We start from the raw sequence: 21590 nt of genomic DNA on the forward strand, positions 1-21590 counted from the left end.
CGCCTCGCAGGGAGCCACGATATGCGTAATAACCAGCCGGTGACCCGTCGCGAATACGAACTCGACGAGCACACCTTCCTGATCTCGCGCACCGACCTCAAGGGGCGCATCACCTACGCCAACCCGGCCTTTATCGAGGTGAGCGGGTTCACCGCCGAGGAGCTGATCGGCGCGCCCCATAACCTGGTGCGCCACCCGGAGATGCCGGAGGCGGCCTTCGCCAACCTCTGGGAGACCCTCGCGGAGGGCGAGACCTGGGTCGGGGTGGTCAAGAATCGTCGCAAGTGCGGCGACTTCTACTGGGTGCATGCCAGCGTCACCCCCATCATCGAGAACGGCGAGACGGTGGGCTACGCCTCGGTGCGCGTCAAGCCGAGCCGCGAGGAGGTGGCCCAGGCCGAGGCGGCCTATCGGGAGCTTCGCGAGGGGCATGGCAAGCACCTGACCCTGCATCGCGGCCGGCTGCGCCGTCGCGGGGTGTTGGCCAAGCTCAAGCGGATCAACCTGGGCTCCATGCGTGCCCGCATCACCGGCATGGTGGCGATCTCCATGGTACTGCTGCTGGGCAGTGGCTTGCTGGGCCTGTATGGCCTGCAGGCCTCCGGCGAGCGGCTGCAGACCCTCAATCGCGACGGTCTCCAGGACGTGGCGCGGCTGCAGCAGATCGATCGCCTGATCGCCGCCGGCTACGAGTCCCTGTTGACCACCAACCAGATGGAGCTGGTGCAGAATGCCGATCGCCTGGTCGAGGAACTGGGCGGGGTGGCCGAGCGCCTGGAAGGCATCTGGGGCGAGTTCCGCGCCCGGGAGGCCAACCATAACGCCCGGGCCGACGCCTTCGATGAGGGCCTGAGCGCCTATATCGAGGAGGGCATCCTGGCGATGGTCCAGGTGCTCTCCTCGGAGGACGCCTTCGAGATCTTCACCGGCGCCCAGCAGCGCCGCGACAACCTGCGGTCCAGCGGTCGCGAGCTCTCCGCCCAGGTCAATGGCCTGATCGATGACAAGCAGGCCGCCGCCCTGGCGATGGCCGAGGAGGCCGAGGCCGGCAAGGGGCAGATGATGGTGGCCCAGTTGGCCATGCTGATCGCCGGCCTGGTGCTGCTGGTGGGGCTGGGCACCCTGGTGGTGCGCAGCATGGCCCGCGCGCTCAAGGACTCCACCGCCTTCACCCTGCAGATGGCCGCCGGCAACCTGGGGGCCAGCATGCCGTCGCGGCGCCGCGACGAGATCGGTCGCCTGATGAGTGCCCTGGATATCATGCGCAAGAGCCTCGGCAGCATCGTCGGCGACGTCAATCGCGGCGTCTCCGTGGTGACCCCGGCGGCGCGGGATATCGCCCAGGGCAACGAGGACCTCTCCTCGCGTACCGAGCAGCAGGCCGCTTCGCTGCAGCAGACCGCCTCGAGCATGGAGGAGATGACCACCACGGTGCAGCAGAACGCCGACAATGCCCGCCAGGCCAGCGGCCTGGCGGTGGACAACGCCACCCAGGTGGGCCAGGCCGGCGAGCTGATGGGCCAGGTGGTGGAGACCATGGGGCGCATCACCGAGCAGTCCCGCAAGATGACCGAGATCATCGACGTCATCGACTCCATCGCCTTCCAGACCAATATCCTGGCGCTCAACGCCTCGGTGGAGGCGGCCCGGGCCGGCGAGCAGGGCCGCGGCTTCGCGGTGGTGGCCGGCGAGGTGCGCAACCTGGCCAGCCGCTCCGCCAACGCCGCCGGCGAGATCCGCCAGTTGATCGACGGCTCGGCCAAGGAGATCAGCAGCGGCGCCGGCCTGGTGCAGCGCGCCGAGGGGGCCATCGAGGAGGTGGTGGCCGCGGCGACCCGGGTCAACGACATCATGGGCGAGATCTCCTCGGCCTCCGAGGAGCAGAGCTCGGGGATCAACCAGATCAACCAGGCCATCAGCCAGATGGACGACGTCACCCAGCAGAACGCCTCCCTGGTGCAGCAGTCCGCGGCCGCGGCCTCGAGCCTCGAGCATCAGGCCCTGCAGCTGGCCAATGCGGTGGCCGCCTTCCGCCTGGCCGGCAGCGGCGTCGAGGAGATCCAGGCCGCCAAGGCGGCCCTGGCCCGGGAACAGCGCCGCGGCGAGCAAGGCGAGCGGCGCCTGGCCCGAGTCGAACCGCGTGCCGAGCAGGACGACGACGGCGGGGCGCGTCATCCGGCCCTGGCATCCCGTAGGGATGCCGCCACCGAGGAGTGGGAAGCATTTTGAACGGAATCTCGTCATGGGAGAGCGCCGGCCAGCCGGCCGGCGCCCTCGAGAAGGATCTCGAACTGACCGAGTCCGACTTCGCGCGAATTCGCGAGCTGATCTACCAGCGCGCCGGCATCGTCCTGGCGGAGCATAAGCGGGAGATGGTCTATAGCCGGCTGGCCAAACGCCTGCGCCACCACGGCCTGACGCGCTTCGGCGATTACCTGGCGCGCCTCGAGCGTCAGCCCCAGGCCAAGGAGTGGGAGGCCTTCACCAACGCCTTGACCACCAACCTCACCGCCTTCTTCCGCGAGGCGCACCACTTTCCGCTGCTGGCGGAGCAGGTGCGCGACCGCCCCGGGCCGATCCGGGTGTGGTGCGCGGCGGCCTCCACCGGCGAGGAGCCCTACTCCATCGCCATGACCCTGGCGGAGGCGCTGGGCTCCCGGGCGTCGCAGGCCGAGGTGATCGCCACCGATATCGATACCGATGCCCTGGCCCGGGCGCGGGCCGGCATCTATCCCATGGAGCAGGTGCGCAAGCTCGACGAGGCGCGCATCAAGCGCTTCTTCCTGCGCGGCAACGGCCGCCATGCGGGCATGGCCAAGGTGCGCCCGGAGCTGGCCGACCGGGTCCACTTCGAGGCGCTCAATCTGCTCGCCCCTGGCTGGTCGGTAACGGGCCCCTTCGATGCGATCTTCTGCCGCAACGTGATGATCTACTTCGACAAGGCGACCCAGGCGCGGATCCTCGAGCGCTTTGCCCCGCTGCTCAAGCCGGACGGGCTGCTGTTCGCCGGCCACTCGGAGAATTTCTCCTATATCAGCGAAGCCTTCCGCCTGCGGGGGCAGACCGTCTATATCAAGGCGCCCCGTTAAAGTCGCCACGGGATCGGCCGATATCCCCAGTTGAATGTCGTTGGGCGCCGCCGTGACGCCCCAGCCAAGGAGGACTGCCTTGAGTGCAGCCAAGATCAAGGTGCTGTGCGTCGATGACTCGGCGCTGATCCGTGAGCTCCTCACCGAGATCATCAATCACCAGCCCGACATGGAAGTGGTGGCCGTGGCCCCTAACCCCCTGGTGGCCCGGGATCTGATCAAGCAGCACAACCCGGATGTCCTGACCCTGGACGTGGAGATGCCGCGCATGGACGGCCTCGACTTCCTCGAGCGTCTGATGCGCCTGAGGCCGATGCCGGTGCTGATGGTCTCGTCGCTGACCCAGGCCGGCTCCGAGATCACCCTGCGTGCCCTGGAACTGGGCGCCCTGGACTTCGTCGCCAAGCCGCAGATGGGCATCCGCCAGAACATGCTCGAGTATGGCGAGGAGATCGCCGAGAAGCTGCGCGCGGCGGCCCGCTCGCGGCCCCGCCAGGCGCGCCGCGACGCCTCGGCGCCACGCCCGGCGGCCCTCAAGGCGCCGCTGGTGTCCAGCGAGAAGCTGCTGATCATCGGCGCCTCCACCGGCGGCACCGAGGCGATTCGCCAGGTGCTGGAGCCCTTGCCGGCCAATGCCCCGGCGATCCTGATTGCCCAGCATATGCCCGGCGGTTTCACCCGCTCCTTCGCCGAGCGCCTCGATCGCCTATGCCGCATCCGCGTCAAGGAGGCCGAGGATGGCGAGCGCATCCTGCCGGGGCACGCCTATATCGCCCCGGGGGACGCCCACCTGCAACTGGCCCGCAGCGGCGCCAACTATGTGGTGCACCTGGATGGCGGCCCGCCGGTCAATCGCCATCGCCCCTCGGTGGACGTGCTGTTCCATTCCGCCGCCCAGCAGGCCGGTCGCAACGCCATCGGCGCCCTGCTCACTGGCATGGGCAAGGACGGTGCCCAGGGGCTCCTGGAGATGCGCCAGGCTGGGGCGGTGACCCTGGCCCAGGACGAGGCCAGTTGCGTGGTCTTCGGCATGCCCCGGGAGGCGATCGCCATCGGCGGCGCCGCCGAGGTGGTGAGCCTGGACGAGATGGCGCCCCGGCTGATGGCCCTGGTGGCCGCCTCCGGGCGCGCCCAGCGAGTCTAGTGGGGCAACGCCTTGATATAATTCCAAAAAAGCGAGGGGCTAATGATGCTCGGAGTATTGCGCAGGATAAGTATCCACGGAGCCATGATCGGCGTACTGGCCTGCTTCGTGGTCTTCTTCGGCAGCGTGGCGCTGATGGGGGGGCTGGTGGATCGCAATGCCGACCGCACCCTGCGGACCCTCTATCAGATCAGCGTCGAGCAGCTCAACGAAGTCAACCGCGCCGAGGGCCTGCTCTTCCAGGCGCGGGTCGAGCTGGGCGGCGCCGCCAGCCACCTCCACCAGTCTCGACAGGCCGAGGCCGAGCAGGGGCTCGACCGTGGCGGCGAGCTGCTGGAGCGGGCCGAGGAGCACTTCAACAACTTCGTGGCCACGCCCAAGACGCCCCAGGGCGAGGAGCTGGCGGCGGCCCTGGAGCGAGAGTTCTCGAACCTGTTGACGCTGGTGCAGCGCCAGCATCAGGCGCTGATCCGTGGGGAGCTTGGCGACTTCGAGGCGCGGCGCGAAGCCCTGGTAGCCCCGAGCGAGGCCCTGGAGGCGAGCGCCGCCGCCTTCTCCGACTACGGTTTTCGCCGCAACCAGGCGCTGATGCATGACTACGGGGCGCGTTCCAGCCGCTTCGCCTGGATCGGCCTGGCGGTGGTGCTGGCCACCGGCGTGATGCTGGTGATGCTCTACCTCAGCCTGCGCCGGATCGTGATTCGCCCCCTGGGGCAGGCGGTGGAGAGCCTCAAGCGCATCGCCAAGGCCGATCTCTCCGGGGAGATCAAGGTGCTTAGCCGCAACGAGATCGGCGAGCTGTTCGCCGCCATGCGCGAGATGCAGCAGGGCCTGGCCCGCACCGTGGGCACGGTGCGCGACAGCAGTGCCGCCATCCATGGCGGCACCCGCGAGATCGCCAGCGGCAATGCCGATCTCTCTTCGCGCACCGAGCAGCAGGCCGCCTCCCTGGAGGAGACCGCCTCGAGCATGGAGGAGCTCACCGCCACGGTGAAGCAGAACGCCGACAATGCCCGCCAGGCCAGCGGCCTGGCCCGGGAGGCCTCCAGCACCGCCGAGCGCGGCGGCGAGGTGGTGCAGCGGGTGGTGACCACCATGCATGGCATCGCCGACAGCTCCCAGAAGGTGGCGGATATCACCGGGGTGATCGATTCCATCGCCTTCCAGACCAATATCCTGGCGCTCAACGCCTCGGTGGAGGCGGCCCGGGCCGGCGAGCAGGGCCGCGGCTTCGCGGTGGTGGCCGGCGAGGTGCGCAACCTGGCCAGCCGCTCGGCGGACGCGGCCAAGGAGATCAAGGCGCTGATCGACGGCTCGGTGGCTCAGGTGCAGGAGGGCTCCAGCCTGGTGGAACAGGCCGGCGCCACCATGCAGGAGGTGGTGGCGGCGGTGAAACGGGTCACCGATATCATGGACGAGATCTCCGCCGCCTCCCAGGAGCAGAGCGACGGCATCGAGCAGGTCGGCCAGGCGGTGACGCAGATGGACGAGGTGACCCAGCAGAACGCCTCCCTGGTGCAGCAGGCCGCCGCCGCTGCCGCCTCCCTGGAGGATCAGGCCTCGCGGCTGGAGCGGGCGGTGGCCCTGTTCCGCCTGGCCCAGGGCGACGCCGCCATGCCGGCACCCCGGGCCGAGCGGGCCACGCCGGCACCCGGCGCCGCCCGCTCGCTGCCGGCCCGCCCCGGCCCCCGGCATCAGAAGGCCCTGACCGAGGACGACTGGGAAGAATTCTGACCCCGGCGGCCGGGCCGCCGGGACAATGAAAAAGCGCAGTAGTGTTCCCTGACGACCGGTTCGCCGGTCGCCATCGATCGATAGCCAAGCAGTAACGAGGAAAGGTAATGGCCGACAAGAATATGAGCATTTTGGTGGTCGACGACTTCCCCACCATGCGCCGCATCGTGCGTAGCCTGCTCAAGGAATTGGGCTTCACCAACGTGGACGAGGCCGAGGATGGCCAGGACGCCCTGAGCAAGCTGCGCGGCGGCGGCTTCGAGTTCGTCGTCTCCGACTGGAACATGCCCAATATGGATGGCCTGGAGATGCTCAAGCAGATCCGCGCCGATGATGCCCTCAAGTCCCTGCCGGTGCTGATGGTCACCGCCGAGGCCAAGAAGGAGAACATCATCGCCGCCGCCCAGGCCGGCGCCAATGGCTACGTGGTCAAGCCGTTCACCTCGGCGACCCTGGAAGAGAAGCTCAACAAGATCTTCGAGAAGCTGGGCAAGTAACGAGACCGGGGCGATATCCCCCATAGGAGATGCGAATGAGCGGTGAGGCTTCCCAAGGGTCGGCCCAGCAGGGTGCTCCCGATGAACTGATTCAGCGCATCGGCTCTCTGACCCGCATGCTGCGGGACAGCATGCGGGAACTGGGGCTCGACAAGGAGATCGAAAAGGCCGCCGAGGCGATTCCCGACGCCCGGGACCGCCTCAACTACGTGGCCAATATGACCGAGCAGGCCGCGGAGCGGGCGCTGAACGCCATCGACCGGGCCCAGCCCCTGCAGGACCAGCTGGGCAGCGAGGCCGAGGCCCTGGACAAGCGCTGGGCCGAGTGGTTCGAGCACCCCATGGAGCTCGATCAGGCCAAGGCGCTGGTGCGCGAGACGCGCCACTACCTGGGCGCGGTGCCGGAGGTGACCCAGGCCACCAACAAGGAGCTCCTCGAGATCATGATGGCCCAGGACTTCCAGGACCTCACCGGCCAGGTCATCAAGAAGATGATGGACGTGATCCGCGAGATCGAGCACCAGCTGGTGCAGGTGCTGCTGGACACGGTGCCGGATGGCGAGGAGCGCGAGGCCATGCAGCGGCGCGCCGCCGGCCAGTGGGAGGCCGACGCCAAGAAGCGCGAGGAATCGCTGCTCAACGGGCCCCAGATCAAGCCGGAGGGCACCGATATCGTCACCAGCCAGGACCAGGTGGACGACCTGCTCGACGAACTGGGCTTCTGACTGACCCACTTATCGAGGCAACTTTGCTTAGGGGCGCTGGGGGCGGGACGGAGCGGGGGTTTTTTGCCATGGATGGCAAAAGTAGCGCCCAGGGACGGGTTCACAGCGCCCCGCGACGGCTTGACCCCAGGAAAGCCCCGGGCCCCAGAATCTCTTTTCATCAAGATGTTCGGTAGTCGTGGATAAGGCCACGATTGACCGCGCTTTTTGGCGTATCGCCCCTTTCCCCCCTTGCCCACAATGGGGCCCGGGCAGTGGAGCTGTCCGTGAGCAACGGGACGGGCCATGGCCGAGGGCAGCAACGACGACCAGGAAAAGACCGAAGAGGCGACGCCACGACGCCGGGAGAAGTCCCGGGAGGAGGGGCAGGTCGCCCGTTCCCGCGAGCTCACCACCTTTATGTTGCTGCTGGCGGGGGTGATCGGTTTCTGGACCCTGGGCGAGATGCTCTACGGCCAGCTCGGCCTGGTGATGGAGCAGGCCTTCCTCTTCGAACGACGCCACGCCTTCGAAACCATGCCGATGCTCAGCCACGCCTGGACCCTGGGCGAACGCACCCTGCTGGCGCTGCTGCCGCTCTTCCTGCTGTTGACCGTGGTGGCCCTGGTGGCGCCGGCGCTGCTCGGTGGCTGGCTGATCTCCGCCAAGTCCCTCAAGCCCCAGCTCAGCAAACTCAACCTCTTCAAGGGGCTCAAGCGCATCTTCGGCGTCCAGGCCCTGGTGGAGCTGGCCAAGGCGATCGCCAAGTCGCTGTTGGTGGGCGGCGTGGCGGTGGCCTTCCTGTGGAGCACCAAGGGGCAGTTCCTGGCGCTGATGGACCAGCCGATCCAGCAGGCCCTGGCCAGCGCCCTGCGCCTGGCGGCGCTGGCCGCGGGATTGATCGTGCTGACGCTGCTGGTGGTGATCCTGATCGACGTGCCCTACCAGCTATGGAGCCATGCCAAGAAGCTGCGCATGTCCAAGGAAGAGGTCAAGCGCGAGCACAAGGAGTCGGAGGGCGACCCCCACGTCAAGGCGCGGATTCGTCAGCAGCAGCAGGCCATGGCCCGGGGCCGCATGATGAGCGAGGTGCCCCAGGCCGATGTGATCGTCACCAACCCCAGTCACTACGCGGTGGCGCTGCGCTATGAGGAGGGCGGCATGGGGGCCCCCCGGGTGGTGGCCAAGGGCGTCGATGCGGTGGCGCAGCGCATTCGCGAGCTGGGTGATGAGCATCGCATACCGCGCCTGGAGGCGCCGCCCCTGGCCCGGGCCCTCTACCGCCATGTGGATCTCGAGGCCGAGATCCCGGTGGCGCTGTATACCGCGGTGGCCGAGGTGATGGCCTGGGCCTTCAACCTCAAGCGGGCCGACGCCAGCGGCGAGCCGGCGCCGCCGCGCCCCACCGACCTGCCGGTGCCGGATGAACTGGCCGTCCCCCCGGGGTCGCCATCAAGTGAGGAGCCTCGATGAGAGCGCTGAACGATTACCTGGGTCGCTACGACTGGGCGAACAATGTGCAGATGAAGCTGCTGGCGGGGCCCTTGTTGATCCTGCTGGTGATGGCGATGCTGATCCTGCCGCTACCGCCCTTCGCCCTGGATCTCTTCTTTACCTTCAATATCGCCCTGGCGGTGATGGTGCTGCTGGTCAGCATGTTTACCCGTCAGCCGCTGGATTTCGCCGCCTTCCCCGCGGTGCTGCTGTTTACCACCCTGCTGCGGCTCTCCCTCAACGTGGCCTCGACCCGGGTGATCCTGATGGAGGGGCACCAGGGCGGCGATGCCGCCGGCAAGGTGATCGAGGCCTTCGGTCAGTTCCTGATCGGCGGCAACTTCGCCGTGGGCCTGGTGGTCTTCGCCATCCTGGTGGTGATCAACTTCATGGTCATCACCAAGGGCGCCGGGCGGATCGCCGAAGTGGGCGCACGCTTTATGCTCGACGCCATGCCCGGCAAGCAGATGGCCATCGATGCCGACCTCAATGCCGGCCTGATCGGCGAGGAGGATGCCAGGAAGCGTCGCGCCGAGGTGTCCCAGGAGGCCGACTTCTACGGCTCCATGGACGGGGCCAGCAAGTTCGTGCGCGGCGACGCCATGGCCGGCCTGGTGATCATGGTGGTCAATGTGATCGGCGGCCTGCTGATCGGCATGCTGCAGCACGACATGGCCTTCGCCGACGCCGCCCGCACCTATACCCTGATGACCATCGGCGACGGCCTGGTGGCGCAGATTCCCGCCCTGGTGATCTCCACCGCCGCCGGCGTCACCGTGTCCCGGGTCACCACCGACCAGGACGTGGGCCAGCAGATGATCAGCCAGCTGTTCGTCAACCCCCAGGTGATGATCCTGGCCGCCTGCGTGATGGGCCTGCTGGGCCTGGTGCCGGGCATGCCCAACTTCGTCTTCCTGGTCTTCACCGCCCTGCTGGGCGGCCTGGCCTGGCTGCTGATCAAGCGCCAGCAGGAGGCCCTGGTGCAGCAGGCGGAGAGCGCCCCGCCGCCGGCGCCCCAGGAGGCCCCGGAGGCGAGCTGGGACGATGTGCAACTGGTCGATACCCTGGGCCTGGAGGTGGGGCATCGGCTGATTCCCCTGGTCGACCAGCGCCAGGACGGCGAGCTCTTGGGGCGCATCAAGAGCGTGCGCAAGAAGTTCGCCCAGGAGGTGGGCTTCCTGCCGCCGGTGGTACATATCCGCGATAACCTGGAGCTGGGCCCCAACACCTATGTGATTACCCTCAAGGGGGTGGAGATCGGCCGCGCCGAGGCCTACCCCGGCAAGTGGCTGGCCATCGATCCGGGCCAGGTCTCGGGCCAGCTCGACGGCACCGTCACCGAGGATCCCGCCTTCGGCCTGCCGGCGGTGTGGATCGACGGTGGCCAGCGGGAGCACGCCCAGGTCTATGGCTATACGGTGGTGGATGCCGGCACCGTGGTGGCCACCCACCTCAATCACCTGCTGCATCAACACGCCGCCGAGATGCTCGGCCGCGGCGAGGTGCAGCAGTTGCTCGACAAGCTGGGCGATGAGCACAAGCCGCTGGTGGAGGAAGTGGTGCCCAAGGCGATCAGCCTCACCGTGCTGCAGCGGCTGCTGCAGCAGCTGCTCGACGAGGAGGTATCGATCCGCGACCTGCGCACCATCCTCGATACCCTGGCCGAGCATGCCCCCCAGCAGCAGGACGTGGGCGAGCTCACCGGCCTGGTGCGGGTCAGCCTGGGGCGGGCCATCACCCAGCAGTGGTTCCCGGGCCAGGATGAGCTGCATGTGATCGGCCTCGATGCCCAGTTGGAGCAGGTGCTGCTGCAGGCGATGAACGGCAGCGGTGCCCTGGAACCGGGTCTGGCGGAGACCCTGATGACCCAGGCCGAGCAGGCCCTGGAGCGCCAGGAGGCCAAGGGCGAGCCGCCGGTGCTGGTGGTGCAGCACGGCCTGCGCCCGGTGCTGGCGCGCTTCCTGCGCCGCCGCCTGCGCCACCTGGTGGTGATGTCCCAGGCCGAGATTCCCGATGATCGCACCCTGAGAGTCACCAGTCTGGTGGGAGGTAATGGATGAGCGTGACCCGCTTCCTGGGCGCCAATGTGCGCGAGGCGATGCGCCGGGTGCGCAGCGCCCTCGGCGATGATGCCCTGATCCTGGCCAATCGGCGCACCGAGGCGGGCGTCGAGATCCTGGCCATGGCGGAGGCCGAGGCGGCCCGGCAAGAGGCCGCCGAGCGCCAGGCGCCGAGCCCGAATAACGACGCGCGGCCGGAAACACCGGCGTATCGGCAGGCGGCGACCGAACCGGAGGCGGGCTTTAGCCTGCCCGCCGGACGCAGCCCGGCGAGTTTCGCGCAAGCGCTGGCGGCGCGCAGCGGCGTTAGCCTATCCGAGACGCCGGCAGGGACCGGTGGCTCGCCGGGCTCCGGCGACGATTCCCTTCGGGCCCAAGCCCTGGCGGCCCGTCATGGGGTTGGCCTGCCTCCTGATGAGGCGAACGCCGACGGTCCGGAAATCAACCAAGAGACGCCGCCGCCCCGGCCGCTAAGTCGCGCCCGGGCCGCCTATCAAGCGGCCCCGGAGCCGGCCGGCTATTCCACGGCCCCGGCCGCCGGGGACGCCGACCTGCTTCAGTCAGCCGGGCAGGAGGCCGATTTTATTGCCCTGAGTCAGCGCCTGCTTAGCGAGGTGCAGGATATGCGCCAGCTGCTGACCCGGGAGCCGCCGGCCCGGCAGGGGCGCCCCGGCGCCCTCCAGGGCCTGCAGCGCCAACTGGTGGCGGCGGGCTTCGGCCATGCCCTGATCAGCGAGTTGCTGGCCAGCCTGCCCACCGAGCTGGCCCTGGACGACGCCGAGGCCGAGCCGGTGCAGGCCTGGCTCAAGCGTACCCTGGCCTCGCGGCTGACCACCCGGGAGGAGGAGGCGAGCCTGTTCGCCGAGGCCGGGGTGCTGGCCCTGGTGGGGCCCACCGGAGTCGGCAAGACCACCACCACCGCCAAGCTGGCGGCCCGCTATGTGATGCGCCACGGCCCCGAGGGGTTGGCCCTGGTGACCACCGACAGCTACCGCATCGGTGCCCACGAGCAGCTGCGCATCTACGCCGATCTGCTCGGCGTGGAGGTCCACGCCCTGGACGCCGAGACGCCCCTGGAGGGGCTGCTCGAGCGCCTGGCCGACAAGGCCCTGGTGATCATCGATACCGTGGGCATGAGCCAGCGCGACCAGCGCCTGGTGGATCAGGTGGCGCGGCTGCAGCGGGGCGAGCGCCGGGTGCGCCTGATGCTGATGCTCAGCGCCACCAGCCAGGGGGAGACCCTGGAGGAGATCGTCCTCACCTACCGCCGCGCCGCCCAGGCGGCGGGGGCACGCCTCGAGGAGGTGATCCTGACCAAGCAGGACGAGGCGGCGCGTCTCGGCCCGCTGCTGGATGCACTGATTCGCCACGGCCTGCGCCTCAACTTCGTCTGCCATGGTCAGCAGGTGCCCGAGGACATGGCCCGCGCCGATGGCCAGGCCCTGGTGGAGGCGGCACTCGCCACCGCCGAGGCGTCGCCCAGCCAGGGCCGGGTGGCCGCGGAGTTGCCGCGATTGGCCAGTTGGTCCCAGGAGCTGGCCGGCCAGAGCCGCGCCCTCGGCGCCGCCTGGCAGCGCCTGCAGGCCAGCTTGCCCGCCTTCCTGCCCCTGGCCGAGGCCTGGCAGGCCGGCGGCTTGCCCCTGGCTCGACAAACCGAGGCGCTGGAGCGCCTCTGGGGCCGCTTCGAGGCGGGGGAGAGCGCGGCGCCCCAGGCGCTGATGCGCTGGGCGCGGCGGCGCCCCCAGGCCCAGGGCTGGCGTCAGCCCGATCTGCGTCTGACCCCCCAGGGGCTCGGCCTGGGCCTGCCCAGCCTGCAGCATCGCCAACCCGCCGGCGAGCAGGAACGCCTGGCCTGGGCCGATGGGCTGGGCGTCGGCGCCCACCTGCTGCCCGGGCTGCCCGGCCGCGAGGCCTGGAACTGGCTGGGCGAACGGGTCCATCCCTGGCTGGCCCAGGCCCAGGGCAGTGCCCGGGTCTGGCACCGGGGCGAGCGCCTGGCGCTCGGCGAGCTGGCGGGGCAGGGCGAGGCCCTGACGCCGCTGCCGTGCCGCCATCGCCAGGGGCCGGCGAGCCTCGAATTGCATCAGCTGCCGGTGGCGGCCTCGCCGGCGGGCAGCCGCCGCCAGGAGGATCGCGCCCTCTGGGCCTGGATCGGCGTGCTCAAGGACGACGCCGGCCGCGCACTCGGGCAGCGCTACTGGCTGTCGCCGGCCTGGCTGGAGTGGGATGCCCTGGGGCTGCTGCGTCAGCAGTTGGCCCTGGAGTCCCTGGAGCGCCTCACCCGGCGCGCCTGGCAGCAGTTGCCGGAGGCGGGGCTCGAGACCCTGGAGCCCCAGCTGCGCCTGACCCTGGCCGCCGGCCTGGCCGGCCTGGCGTTGAGCCTGGAACAGGGCGAGGCGACCTGGGCCCAGGACCTGCGCGGCGAGCTATTGGCCCTGCAGGGCGGGCGACGCAGCCGTAGCGCCGGCCGGCTACTGGATGGCCTGGTGCAGCTGTTGGCGGCCCGCGAGGCCCTGCGTAGTCTGGCCCTGGGACTGGAGGTGGCGCCATGAGCAGCGATCAGGCCCAGGGCCTGCGGCGCTGGGCCGAGGTTCAGGGGGCGTCCGAGGCGGCGACATCGTCACGAGACGATCGCGAAACGGCGATCGCCAAGGCGCTGATCGAGATCGCCCTGGAAGAGAAGGCGCTGGTACCGGCGTCGCCGGCACCGAAACCGCCGGCAGATGAATCATCGGCACCGAGGGCACGGGGAGAAGCATCGCCGGTCGAGGCGGCCCGTACCGGGAGGGCGGCTATGGCGAGGTCGCCCAGGCCCACCCCGTCTCGCCATCTGCGGGTGCTGGGACTCTCCGCCGATGAGTTACCCCGGGCCCGTGGCTTGCTGGCCGCCTGGGCCGCCCGGGGCTGGGGCTGGGTCGGCGCCCCCGACGATTGGCACCTGGAGTCGGTGACGCCGGCGTCGATAGCGGGTCATCCCGCTGGTGGCCACTGGGCGCTCTGGGTGGCGCCCGGCCCCGAGGCCTTCCGCCGCGGCTATCGCCTGCTGATGGCCCTGAGTCGGGTACCCGGGCCGCGACGCCTGCTGCTGCTCTCACCGGGGGCGCGCTCCCGGCGGGGACTGCCGGACAACCTCGCCCGGGTGGCCGCCGGCCTGGGCATCGAGCTGCTGGTGATTGCCCCATGAGGCGCTGGCCGGCGGCGCTGCTCGCCCTGCTGATCGCCGGCCAGGCCGCCGCGTCCGGCAGTTGGGTGTCCGAGCCGCCGGCGCTGCGCATCTCGCTGGTCGACCGGGACAGCGTCTCGGCGCCCTTGATCCCCCCGGCGGTGGTCCCCGCCGGCGCCGAGATCACCCGGGTGCGCTGGCGCTTCGAGGCACCGCCGGGGGATTTGCCGGCCCTGCGCCTCTGCCAGGGGAATCGCTGTGTGCCGCTGACGGCTGCCCGAGGCATTAGCGAGGCCATGGACGGGGCCGCCGCGGACCGTCCCCTGCGGCTTCACGGGCGACTGCCCCCGGGGCGGCGCGGGGCCCTGACCCTCGGCGGCATCCAACTGATCATCGACTATCGCTGAGTCGCCGTGATAAGTCGCCATGATAAGTCATCGCGAAACTCGGCCGATCGTCGGCTTTCGTGGGATCGCCGGAATAACCGATGGAGTTGCCGGCTATTCCCGCCTTTCCGAAGCAAGCGGGCCCCAATAATAGGAGAGAGTCGGTCGGTACCATCGACCGGGTGAGAAGACCTTCCAGTTCGAGGCGAGGCATGTACACGGCACAGGGCAAGATCGATCAGGGTGCGCTCGTCGAGCAGTATCTGCCGGTGGTAAGGCGTCAGGCCCTGACCCTGCAGGTACGGCTGCCGGCGGGCATCGAGCTGGATGACCTGATTCAGGCCGGCATGATGGGGCTGCTGGACGCCATGGGGCGCTATGACGCCTCGGCGGGGGCCACCTTCACCACCTTCGCCAGCCAGCGGATTCGCGGCGCCATGATCGACGAGCTGCGCAGCCGCGACTGGCTGCCGCGCAGCGTGCGGCGTAACGCCCGGGCCCTGGATGCCAGCATCCGGCGCCTGGAGCAGGCGTTGGGGCGCCCCCCCGAGGAGCGCGAGATCGCCGAGGACCTGGAGATCGGCCTGGAGACCTACCATCAGCTGCTGGGTGACACCAACAACGGCCATCTGCTGCCCTTCGAGGAGCTGGTGGCGGAAGGGCAGGAGCCCAGCGCCGAGGAGGAGGGCGCCTCGCCCTTCCTGGCACTGCTGGGCGGCGAGCGCCGCGAGCGCCTGGTGGCGGGCATCGAGGCGCTGCCGGAGCGGGAGAAGCTGCTGATGGCGCTGTATTACCAGGAAGAGCTCAACCTCAAGGAGATCGGCGCCGTGCTGGGCGTTACCGAATCCCGGGTCTGCCAGCTGCATAGCCAGGCCATCGGCCGTTTGAGGGCGCGTCTCGCCGAGGAGTAGTTATCGCCTCGCTGGCCGAAGCATCATCGGGCCGCTGGCCCACGCTTTCCCTAGGCCTCCCGCTGCCTCGGCAGCGGGCTTTTTTATTGAGAATCTCCGACTCAGTGATAGCTGGCGTGGATACCGTCTCTCGATATCGCCACCCTCTCATAAGAACGGCGGCCCGAAGGCCGCCGCTGGTGATAGGCGTGGATCACGCGAGTGGGGCGACGGTTAGAACTCGAGCCGCCCCTCCAGCATATACGCCCGTCCCGGCATCGGGATGCGCCCCACCGGGCTGACGTCGGAGCCGCGGAAGTAGGCGTCGTCGTCGAGCAGGTTGGTGGCCGAGAGGCCCAGGTTGAGGGTGGTATCGGCACTCAGCCGGAAATCGCGGCCGATGCGGGCATTGACCAGGGTGTAGGCGGGCAGTTCGCCGGCATCGCCATTGGCGCTTTCGTCCGTGGTATTGGCGGCGTCGCTGAAGCTGTCGCTGACCCGGTTGACGCTCAGGCTCGCCAGCCACTGGTCCATCGCGTAGCGGGCGTCGGCATGGATATGATGCCGCGGTGCATTGGGCAGGTCGTTGCCGGCATGGTCGCCGCTGCGTTGCTCGCTCGACAGGTGGGTGTAGCCCAGGCCCAGCGACAGGCGCTCGGTGGCCCGCCAGTCGGCCTCGAGCTCGATGCCTTCGTGACGGGTCTCGCCCAGGTTGACATAGCGGTCGCCGGCCTTGTCGAACTGGATCTGGTCCTCGTAGTCGATGCGGAACAGGGTCGCCGACGCAGAGAGGGTCGGGGTTACCTCGACACGCGCGCCCAGCTCATAGTTCCAGGCGGTCTCGTTGGCCACATCGCCGTCGCGGGTGGCCTGGGCGATCTGTACCGGCACCAGCGACTTCTGGGCGTTGGCGAACAGGAAGACCTCGTCGGTGGCGGCGAAGCCCACCGTCAGCCCCGGCAGCAGCTCGTCGGTGTCGTTGGTCGCGGAGGTGTCACTAAGTGCGTCATAGAAGTCCATGCGCACATCTTCATAGCGCACCCCGGGGGTGACCTCCAGCCGGCCGTCCATCAGGCTCAGGGTATCGCTGGCATAGAGCGCCACGGCGTCGGTCTCGAGATCCCAGCGGCGCACCTCGCCATGGCTGCCGTCGCCGAGGTTCTCGCGATTGACGTCGAAGTCGACCTCCTCGCTGACGTAGCGGGCGCCCAGGGTAACGGTGTGGAGGCCCTGGCGCACGGTCAGGCGCGGTTCGGTACCCCAGACGCGGAACAGTCGCGGCGAGTCGGCCACATGGCTGGATGTCGCCGCAGGATCGGCCCAGTGGCCGCCGCTGACCAGGTCCTGGCCGAAGAAGAAGGTGCGATCCGCCCGGTGGGCGAAGTTGCGCCAGGTGAACTCGACATCGTTACTGGGGGCAAAGGTCCAGGCCAGGGTGCCGCGCAGCATGTCCGCCTCATAGGCGTCATGGGGGCGCTGGGAGTCGCTGCGGTCGCGGGCGTAGGCCGCGGGGCTGAGCGCGCCGGGCAGCTCGGCGTCGACCTCGTAGTACTGCAGGCTGGCGTCCAGGGTGTTGCGATCGTCGATAAAGTACTCGGCGTCGAGCTGGAAGTTCTGGACATCGGTGTCGGAGTGCTCGCGGAAGCCCTCGCCGCCCTGGAGATTGGCCTGGAACTGCAGGGCCAGGTCGTCGGTAACGAAGCCGCCGACGCGGTAGTAGGTGTCATGGAAGACGTGGCCGCTGTCCTCGGCGATGGTCACCCGCTCCGACAGGGTCTGCTCGACCTCCCCGGGAATCGGCCGGGTCAGGAAGTTGACCACGCCGCCGACGTTGTTGGGGCCGTAATGCACCGCCGCGCCGCCCCGCACCACATCGATGGTGTCGATGCCCTGCAGCGTCACCGGGAACAGCGAGACCCCCACGTTGCTGTAGGGGCCGATGGCGATCGGATAGCCATCCACCATCATCTTCAGGCGTTCGCTGCGCAGCGGATTGAGGCCACGCAGGCCGATGTTGGGCAGCACGCCGGTGCCGGTTTCGTCGAGTACCTGGACGCCGGGCACCGAGCGCATCGCGTCCTCGATGTTCAGGGCACCGCTGTCGTGGAGTCGCTCGGGCCCGATCACCGTGCGCGCGCCGGAGTAGGTCGTTACCTCTTCCTCGGTGGGGTTGCCGAGCCAGTCACCCTGGACGAGCAGTGTCTCGAGGGGCACGGCGTCCTGGGATCGGTCCGCGTCCTGTGCCTGGGCGGCCACGGCGATCATGGCGGACGTCAGGCCGATGGCGGCCGCGATGGGAGTCTTGCGGAGGGAGCGAAGCATTTCGAATCCAGTCTTTTATTTAATAATATAAATGATAAGGATTATCAATCGTATATTAAGCGAAGGGGCTTGTACAGGGCTCCTATCCGCCCCTTCCTGCGTTTTGTCTGAACACTGCCTGCGCTCGCCGACTCTTCAGACAGCGCTTAGAGCGCCGGCGGGGAGAGCGAGGAAAGTGCCACGAAGTAGGGGGCGGTGGCCCCTTCCTGGGCCGCCGGGGTGTCGTCGACGATGCGGGCGCGGATACGGAAGACATCCAGCAGCAGATGCTCCGTCAGCACCTCGGTGGGAGTCCCCGCCCGGACCAGTTGCCCCGAGCGCATGGCGATCAGGCGATGACTCACCTGGGCCGCCTGGTTGAGGTCGTGCAGCGACATGATCACCGTGAGCCCCTGCTCGCGGTTGAGTGCCTGGAGCAGCTCCAGGATCTCCAACTGATGCCCCAGGTCCAGGTAGGTGGTGGGCTCGTCGAGGATCAGCAGGTCGGCCTGCTGGGCCAGGCACAGGGCGATCCAGGCCCGCTGGCGCTCGCCGCCGGACAGCGCCGACAGCGGGCGACCCTCGTAGCCGGCCAGGCCCGTGACCCGGATCGCCCAGCGCACCCGGGCATGATCCTGCTCGCCGAGGGAGGCGAAGAGGCGCTGATGGGGAAAGCGGCCATAGCGGACCAGTTGCTCGACGCTGAGCCCTTCGGGGGCCTGGGGGTGCTGGGGCAGCATGGCCAGGCGCTGGGCCAGTTGGCGGCGGGGCCAGGTGGTCACCGGGCGGCCATCGAGCAGGGCCTCGCCACCCAGGGGCGGCATCAGGCCGGACAGGGCGCGTAGCAGGGTACTCTTGCCGCAACCGTTGGGGCCGATCAGGCAGTGGATACGGGCCGGTTCGAAGTCGAGGGTCATGTCCGGCACGATGACCTTGTCGGCATAGCCCAGGCGCAGGTGGCGGGTCGCGAGTCGCGGCGCGTCTGGGACCCGGCCGGACGCCAGCGTGGCGGAAGGAGAGGGCATCGCTTAGGACCTCCTGGACAACAGGGCGAGAAAGAAGGGCACGCCGAGCAGGGAGGTGACCACGCCGATGGGCAGTTCGGCGGGGATCAGCACGACTCGGCCGGCCAGGTCGGAAGCCAGTACCAGCAGGGCGCCGCAGAGCGGGCTGACGATAAGCTGACGCCCGAGCTCGGGGCCGACCATCAGCCGTGCCAGATGGGCGACGATCAAGCCGACGAAGCCCACGGGGCCGGCGATACCGACCGCGCTGGCGGCGAACAGCACCGCCACCAGCAGCAGGGCGAAGCGCGAGCGCTCGACGCCGAGCCCGCGGGTGGCGGCGACATCGTCGCCCAATTGCAGCAGGTTGCCGCCCCTCACCAGTGCCGGCAGCAGCAGGAGGCCGGCCACCGTCCATGGCAGCAGCGCGCTGAGGTGCGCCCAGTCGCGACCGTAGAGGCTGCCCGAGAGCCAGGCCAGTACCGTCTCGGTGGTGGCCTGGGCCCAGCCGGCCAGGACCCCGGTGGTCAGGGCGCTGAGCAGGCCCGCCACGGCGATGCCGCACAATACCAGCCGCACCGGTGTGGCCCCCCGGTTCCAGCTCAGTCGGTAGACCATGGCCGCCGCCAGCAGCCCACCGAGGCAGGCGATCAACGGCAGCCAGTCGAGGCTCAGGGCCGCGCGCAGATAGGGGTTGCCATCGCCGGCCAGGCGCTCCGCGGCGGCGAAGGCCAGTACCGCCGCCAGGCCCGCGCCGGCATTGATGCCCATCACCCCGGAATCGGCCAGGGGATTGCGCATGACCGCCTGGAGCAGCGAGCCGGCGAGGGCGAAGTGGACCCCGACCAGGGCCCCCACCAGCAGGCGCGGCAGGCGCAGGTTCCAGACGATGTCCCGGGCCACCGGGTCCCGGGCCGCGGGATCGCCGGCCAGGGCCAGCCATACGCGGCCGGGGGACAGGGCGACGGCACCGAACAGCAGGTTGGCGAGGGTGCCCAGGACCACCAGGATCAACAGCACGGCGACCAGCAGGCGCAGGCGGCCCCTCGGGGAGGCGCTGGCGGCAGGGGGAGCGGCACGGGCGGCAAGGGTCATGGAGTTCTCGCGCGAATCAGGGCGATAAAGAGCGGCCCACCGATCAGGGCGGTGAACAGCCCCAGCGGCAGCTCCTGGGGCGCCGCCAGGGTACGGGCGAGCAGATCGCTCAGGGAGACCAGCAGGGCGCCGGTCAGGGCCACCAGCGGCAGGGCCTGGCGCTGATCGACACCGGCCACCAGCCGCACCAGGTGAGGCGCGATCAGGCCGATAAAGGCCACCGGGCCGGCGACCGCCACCGAGGCCGCGGTCAGTGCCACGGCCAGCGTCACGAAGCCCAGGCGCAGCAGGCCGACGGAGCCGCCCAGGGAGCGCGCCACGCTGTCTTCCAGCTGCATCAGGTTGAGCCAGCGCCCGCTGGCGAGCGACAGTACCAGGCCGCCGAGGGCCCAGGGCAGGAGCTGGCCGACATGGGCCCAGCCGCGTCCCTGCAGGCCGCCGGCCAGCCAGCCGTAGAGTTGCTGTGCCTGGGCACCGGAGAACAGCAGGAAGGCGGTGACCAGGGCCGACGCCAGGGCGGTGACCGCCATCCCGGCCAGGGCAAGCAGCAGCGGGGCGAAACCGCTGCGTGCCGCCAGCAGGAAGGTCAGGGTGGCGGCGCCCGCCCCCCCGAGCATGCCGATGGCGGGGAGCCAGGTGGCGTCCACCCGCCAGCCGACCTGGGCCATGACCACCGCCATCGAGGCGCCGGCGACGACGCCGGTGATGCCGGGAGAGGCCAGGGGGTTGCGGGTCACCGTCTGCATCAGCTGACCGGCCAGGCCCAGGCTGGCCCCCACCAGCAGGCCGGCGACGAAGCGGGGCAGGCGCAATTCCAGCACCAGGATCGCCGCCATGCCCTCGCCCCGGCCGGTTGCCACCGCGATCAGCTCATGGAGCGACAGCGGCACGCTGCCGATGATCATGGCCAAAACGCCCGTGGCGACGATGGCGACGCCGAGCAGGACGCCGAAAAGTGCGAGTCGCGGGCCGCGAGGCGTCACGCGGCGCGACGATGAGGGAAGGGCGGTGGTCATGGGTAAGGGTGACTGGCGATGGCGTCCGGCAGTTCGGGACGCGCGAAGGTCTCGGGATAGAGACGCCAGGCCATCTCGTCGGCAATCAGGCGGCGCGCGATGGGGCCGCCGCCTTCCTTCCAGTGAGGACCGACCTCGTAGACCCGGCCGTTCCTGACCGCCTCGAGATGGGGCCATACCGGGTTGTTGGCGAAGGCCCGCTGGCTGCCGGTGCTGGACAGGAAGATGACCTCGGGGTCCAGGGCCAGCAGCCGCTCCAGGCTGATCGAGTAGCCGAAGGGGATGGCCTGGTCCGGGGTCGGTGACGGGCCGGCGGCATTGGTCGCCTGCAGCCGCTCGAGCAGGGTGGCGGTCAGGAAGTGGTCGTAATAGGCGAAGGGCGCCTCGCTGGCGCCGGCCAGCAGGATGGCGCTGACGCCGCCGGGGGCCCGCTCGGCGAGTTCGGCGAGATGCGCGTCGAAGGCCCGGTTCATCGCCTCGCCCTCGGCTCGTTTGCCCAGTGCCGCGGCGATACCCGTCACCGCGCGACGGCTATCCTCCAGGCCGATCACATCGAAGGCATGGAAGGGGGCGATGGCCTCGAGCTGGCGGGCATGGGGCTCGGTGTAGCGATGGATGCCGATGATCAGCTCGGGGGAAAGTTCGGTGAGCCGTTCCAGGTTGGTGCTGGCGCGCTGGCCAAGGCTCAGGGTGTCGGCTAGCGGGGCGCCGAGATAGCGGGGTAGTGGCTCGCTGCCGAAGGTCGAGGCGCCGATGGGCGAGACGCCGAGCGCTACCAGGGTGTCGGCGGCGAAGGTCGAGATGGCCGCGACCCGCTCGACCGCTCTGGCCGCGATCGGGGTGCCCCGGTCATCCCGCAGCGGGGACGGGGTGCCGGGCGCCTCGGCCAGGGCGCCCTGGCCCGCGCCGCTGAGGGCGGCGAGCCCGAGGACGATGAGCCCTCGACGGCAGAGGGCGCCGAGTCGGGCTCGGGGGGGGCGGGGGGTGAACTCGCGTGCCATGCGCCTTCCTTC

Annotated in this window: 17 protein-coding genes; 12 read left to right on the forward strand and 5 right to left on the reverse strand. The window is 69.6% G+C overall.

Going from position 1 to position 21590, the window contains the following annotated elements:
- Window positions 1–21: 21 nt before the first annotated feature.
- From ACQ1W9_RS06320 to ACQ1W9_RS06375, 12 genes are all read left to right on the forward strand, one after another.
- Window positions 22–2229 (forward strand): methyl-accepting chemotaxis protein, encoded by a 2208-nt coding sequence (locus ACQ1W9_RS06320; RefSeq protein ID WP_431025837.1) that lies wholly within the window; start codon window positions 22–24, stop codon window positions 2227–2229.
- On the forward strand, window positions 2226–3089 hold the full coding sequence (locus tag ACQ1W9_RS06325) for a CheR family methyltransferase (RefSeq protein WP_431025838.1): 864 nt from the start codon (window positions 2226–2228) through the stop codon (window positions 3087–3089). The genes ACQ1W9_RS06320 and ACQ1W9_RS06325 overlap by 4 nt, the downstream gene beginning before the upstream one ends.
- 79 nt (window positions 3090–3168) lie before the next feature.
- The gene (locus tag ACQ1W9_RS06330) at window positions 3169–4233 is read left to right on the forward strand and encodes a protein-glutamate methylesterase/protein-glutamine glutaminase (protein ID WP_346063361.1); all 1065 of its coding nucleotides are present in this window, start codon (window positions 3169–3171) and stop codon (window positions 4231–4233) included.
- 45 nt (window positions 4234–4278) lie between these two features.
- The gene (locus ACQ1W9_RS06335; RefSeq protein WP_431026416.1) at window positions 4279–5967 is read left to right on the forward strand and encodes a methyl-accepting chemotaxis protein; all 1689 of its coding nucleotides are present in this window, start codon (window positions 4279–4281) and stop codon (window positions 5965–5967) included.
- Window positions 5968–6074: 107 nt separating this feature from the next.
- Window positions 6075–6464: a chemotaxis response regulator CheY gene (gene cheY, locus ACQ1W9_RS06340; protein ID WP_346063363.1), complete on the forward strand. Its 390-nt coding sequence runs from the start codon at window positions 6075–6077 to the stop codon at window positions 6462–6464.
- 35 nt (window positions 6465–6499) lie between these two features.
- Window positions 6500–7189 carry a protein phosphatase CheZ gene (gene cheZ / locus ACQ1W9_RS06345; RefSeq protein WP_431025839.1) on the forward strand — a complete coding sequence of 230 codons (690 nt, stop codon included), beginning with the start codon at window positions 6500–6502 and terminating at the stop codon, window positions 7187–7189.
- Window positions 7190–7474: 285 nt separating this feature from the next.
- On the forward strand, window positions 7475–8641 hold the full coding sequence (flhB, locus tag ACQ1W9_RS06350; protein WP_431025840.1) for a flagellar biosynthesis protein FlhB: 1167 nt from the start codon (window positions 7475–7477) through the stop codon (window positions 8639–8641).
- Window positions 8638–10722: a flagellar biosynthesis protein FlhA gene (flhA, locus tag ACQ1W9_RS06355; protein WP_431025841.1), complete on the forward strand. Its 2085-nt coding sequence runs from the start codon at window positions 8638–8640 to the stop codon at window positions 10720–10722. The genes flhB and flhA overlap by 4 nt, the downstream gene beginning before the upstream one ends.
- Window positions 10719–13274 (forward strand): flagellar biosynthesis protein FlhF, encoded by a 2556-nt coding sequence (gene flhF / locus ACQ1W9_RS06360; RefSeq protein WP_431025842.1) that lies wholly within the window; start codon window positions 10719–10721, stop codon window positions 13272–13274. The genes flhA and flhF overlap by 4 nt, the downstream gene beginning before the upstream one ends.
- Window positions 13271–13906: a hypothetical protein gene (locus ACQ1W9_RS06365; protein WP_431025843.1), complete on the forward strand. Its 636-nt coding sequence runs from the start codon at window positions 13271–13273 to the stop codon at window positions 13904–13906. Before flhF ends, ACQ1W9_RS06365 begins: the two co-directional genes overlap by 4 nt.
- Complete coding sequence (locus tag ACQ1W9_RS06370) at window positions 13903–14292, forward strand: flagellar protein FlhE (RefSeq protein ID WP_431025844.1); 390 nt, start codon at window positions 13903–13905, stop codon at window positions 14290–14292. The genes ACQ1W9_RS06365 and ACQ1W9_RS06370 overlap by 4 nt, the downstream gene beginning before the upstream one ends.
- 191 nt (window positions 14293–14483) lie before the next feature.
- The gene (locus ACQ1W9_RS06375; protein ID WP_431025845.1) at window positions 14484–15182 is read left to right on the forward strand and encodes an RNA polymerase sigma factor FliA; all 699 of its coding nucleotides are present in this window, start codon (window positions 14484–14486) and stop codon (window positions 15180–15182) included.
- Between the two features lie 213 nt (window positions 15183–15395).
- On the opposite strand, the gene ACQ1W9_RS06380 is transcribed toward ACQ1W9_RS06375, so the two are convergent.
- From ACQ1W9_RS06380 to ACQ1W9_RS06400, 5 genes are all read right to left on the reverse strand, one after another.
- Window positions 15396–17483, reverse strand: a complete 2088-nt coding sequence (locus ACQ1W9_RS06380) for a TonB-dependent receptor family protein (protein ID WP_431025846.1) — start codon at window positions 17481–17483, stop codon at window positions 15396–15398.
- Window positions 17484–17629: 146 nt separating this feature from the next.
- The gene (locus ACQ1W9_RS06385) at window positions 17630–18487 is read right to left on the reverse strand and encodes an ABC transporter ATP-binding protein (protein WP_431025847.1); all 858 of its coding nucleotides are present in this window, start codon (window positions 18485–18487) and stop codon (window positions 17630–17632) included.
- A gap of 3 nt (window positions 18488–18490) precedes the next feature.
- Window positions 18491–19561, reverse strand: coding sequence for a FecCD family ABC transporter permease (locus tag ACQ1W9_RS06390; RefSeq protein ID WP_431025848.1), 1071 nt, complete (start codon window positions 19559–19561; stop codon window positions 18491–18493).
- Entirely contained in the window at window positions 19558–20577 is a 1020-nt protein-coding gene (locus ACQ1W9_RS06395) for a FecCD family ABC transporter permease (protein ID WP_431025849.1), read from the reverse strand. The genes ACQ1W9_RS06390 and ACQ1W9_RS06395 overlap by 4 nt, the downstream gene beginning before the upstream one ends.
- Complete coding sequence (locus ACQ1W9_RS06400; RefSeq protein WP_431025850.1) at window positions 20574–21578, reverse strand: ABC transporter substrate-binding protein; 1005 nt, start codon at window positions 21576–21578, stop codon at window positions 20574–20576. Before ACQ1W9_RS06400 ends, ACQ1W9_RS06395 begins: the two co-directional genes overlap by 4 nt.
- Window positions 21579–21590 lie beyond the last annotated feature (12 nt).

Source organism: Halomonas sp. H5, from assembly GCF_050613175.1.
In the GTDB taxonomy this organism is placed as follows: Bacteria; Pseudomonadota; Gammaproteobacteria; order Pseudomonadales; family Halomonadaceae; genus Bisbaumannia; species Bisbaumannia salifodinae.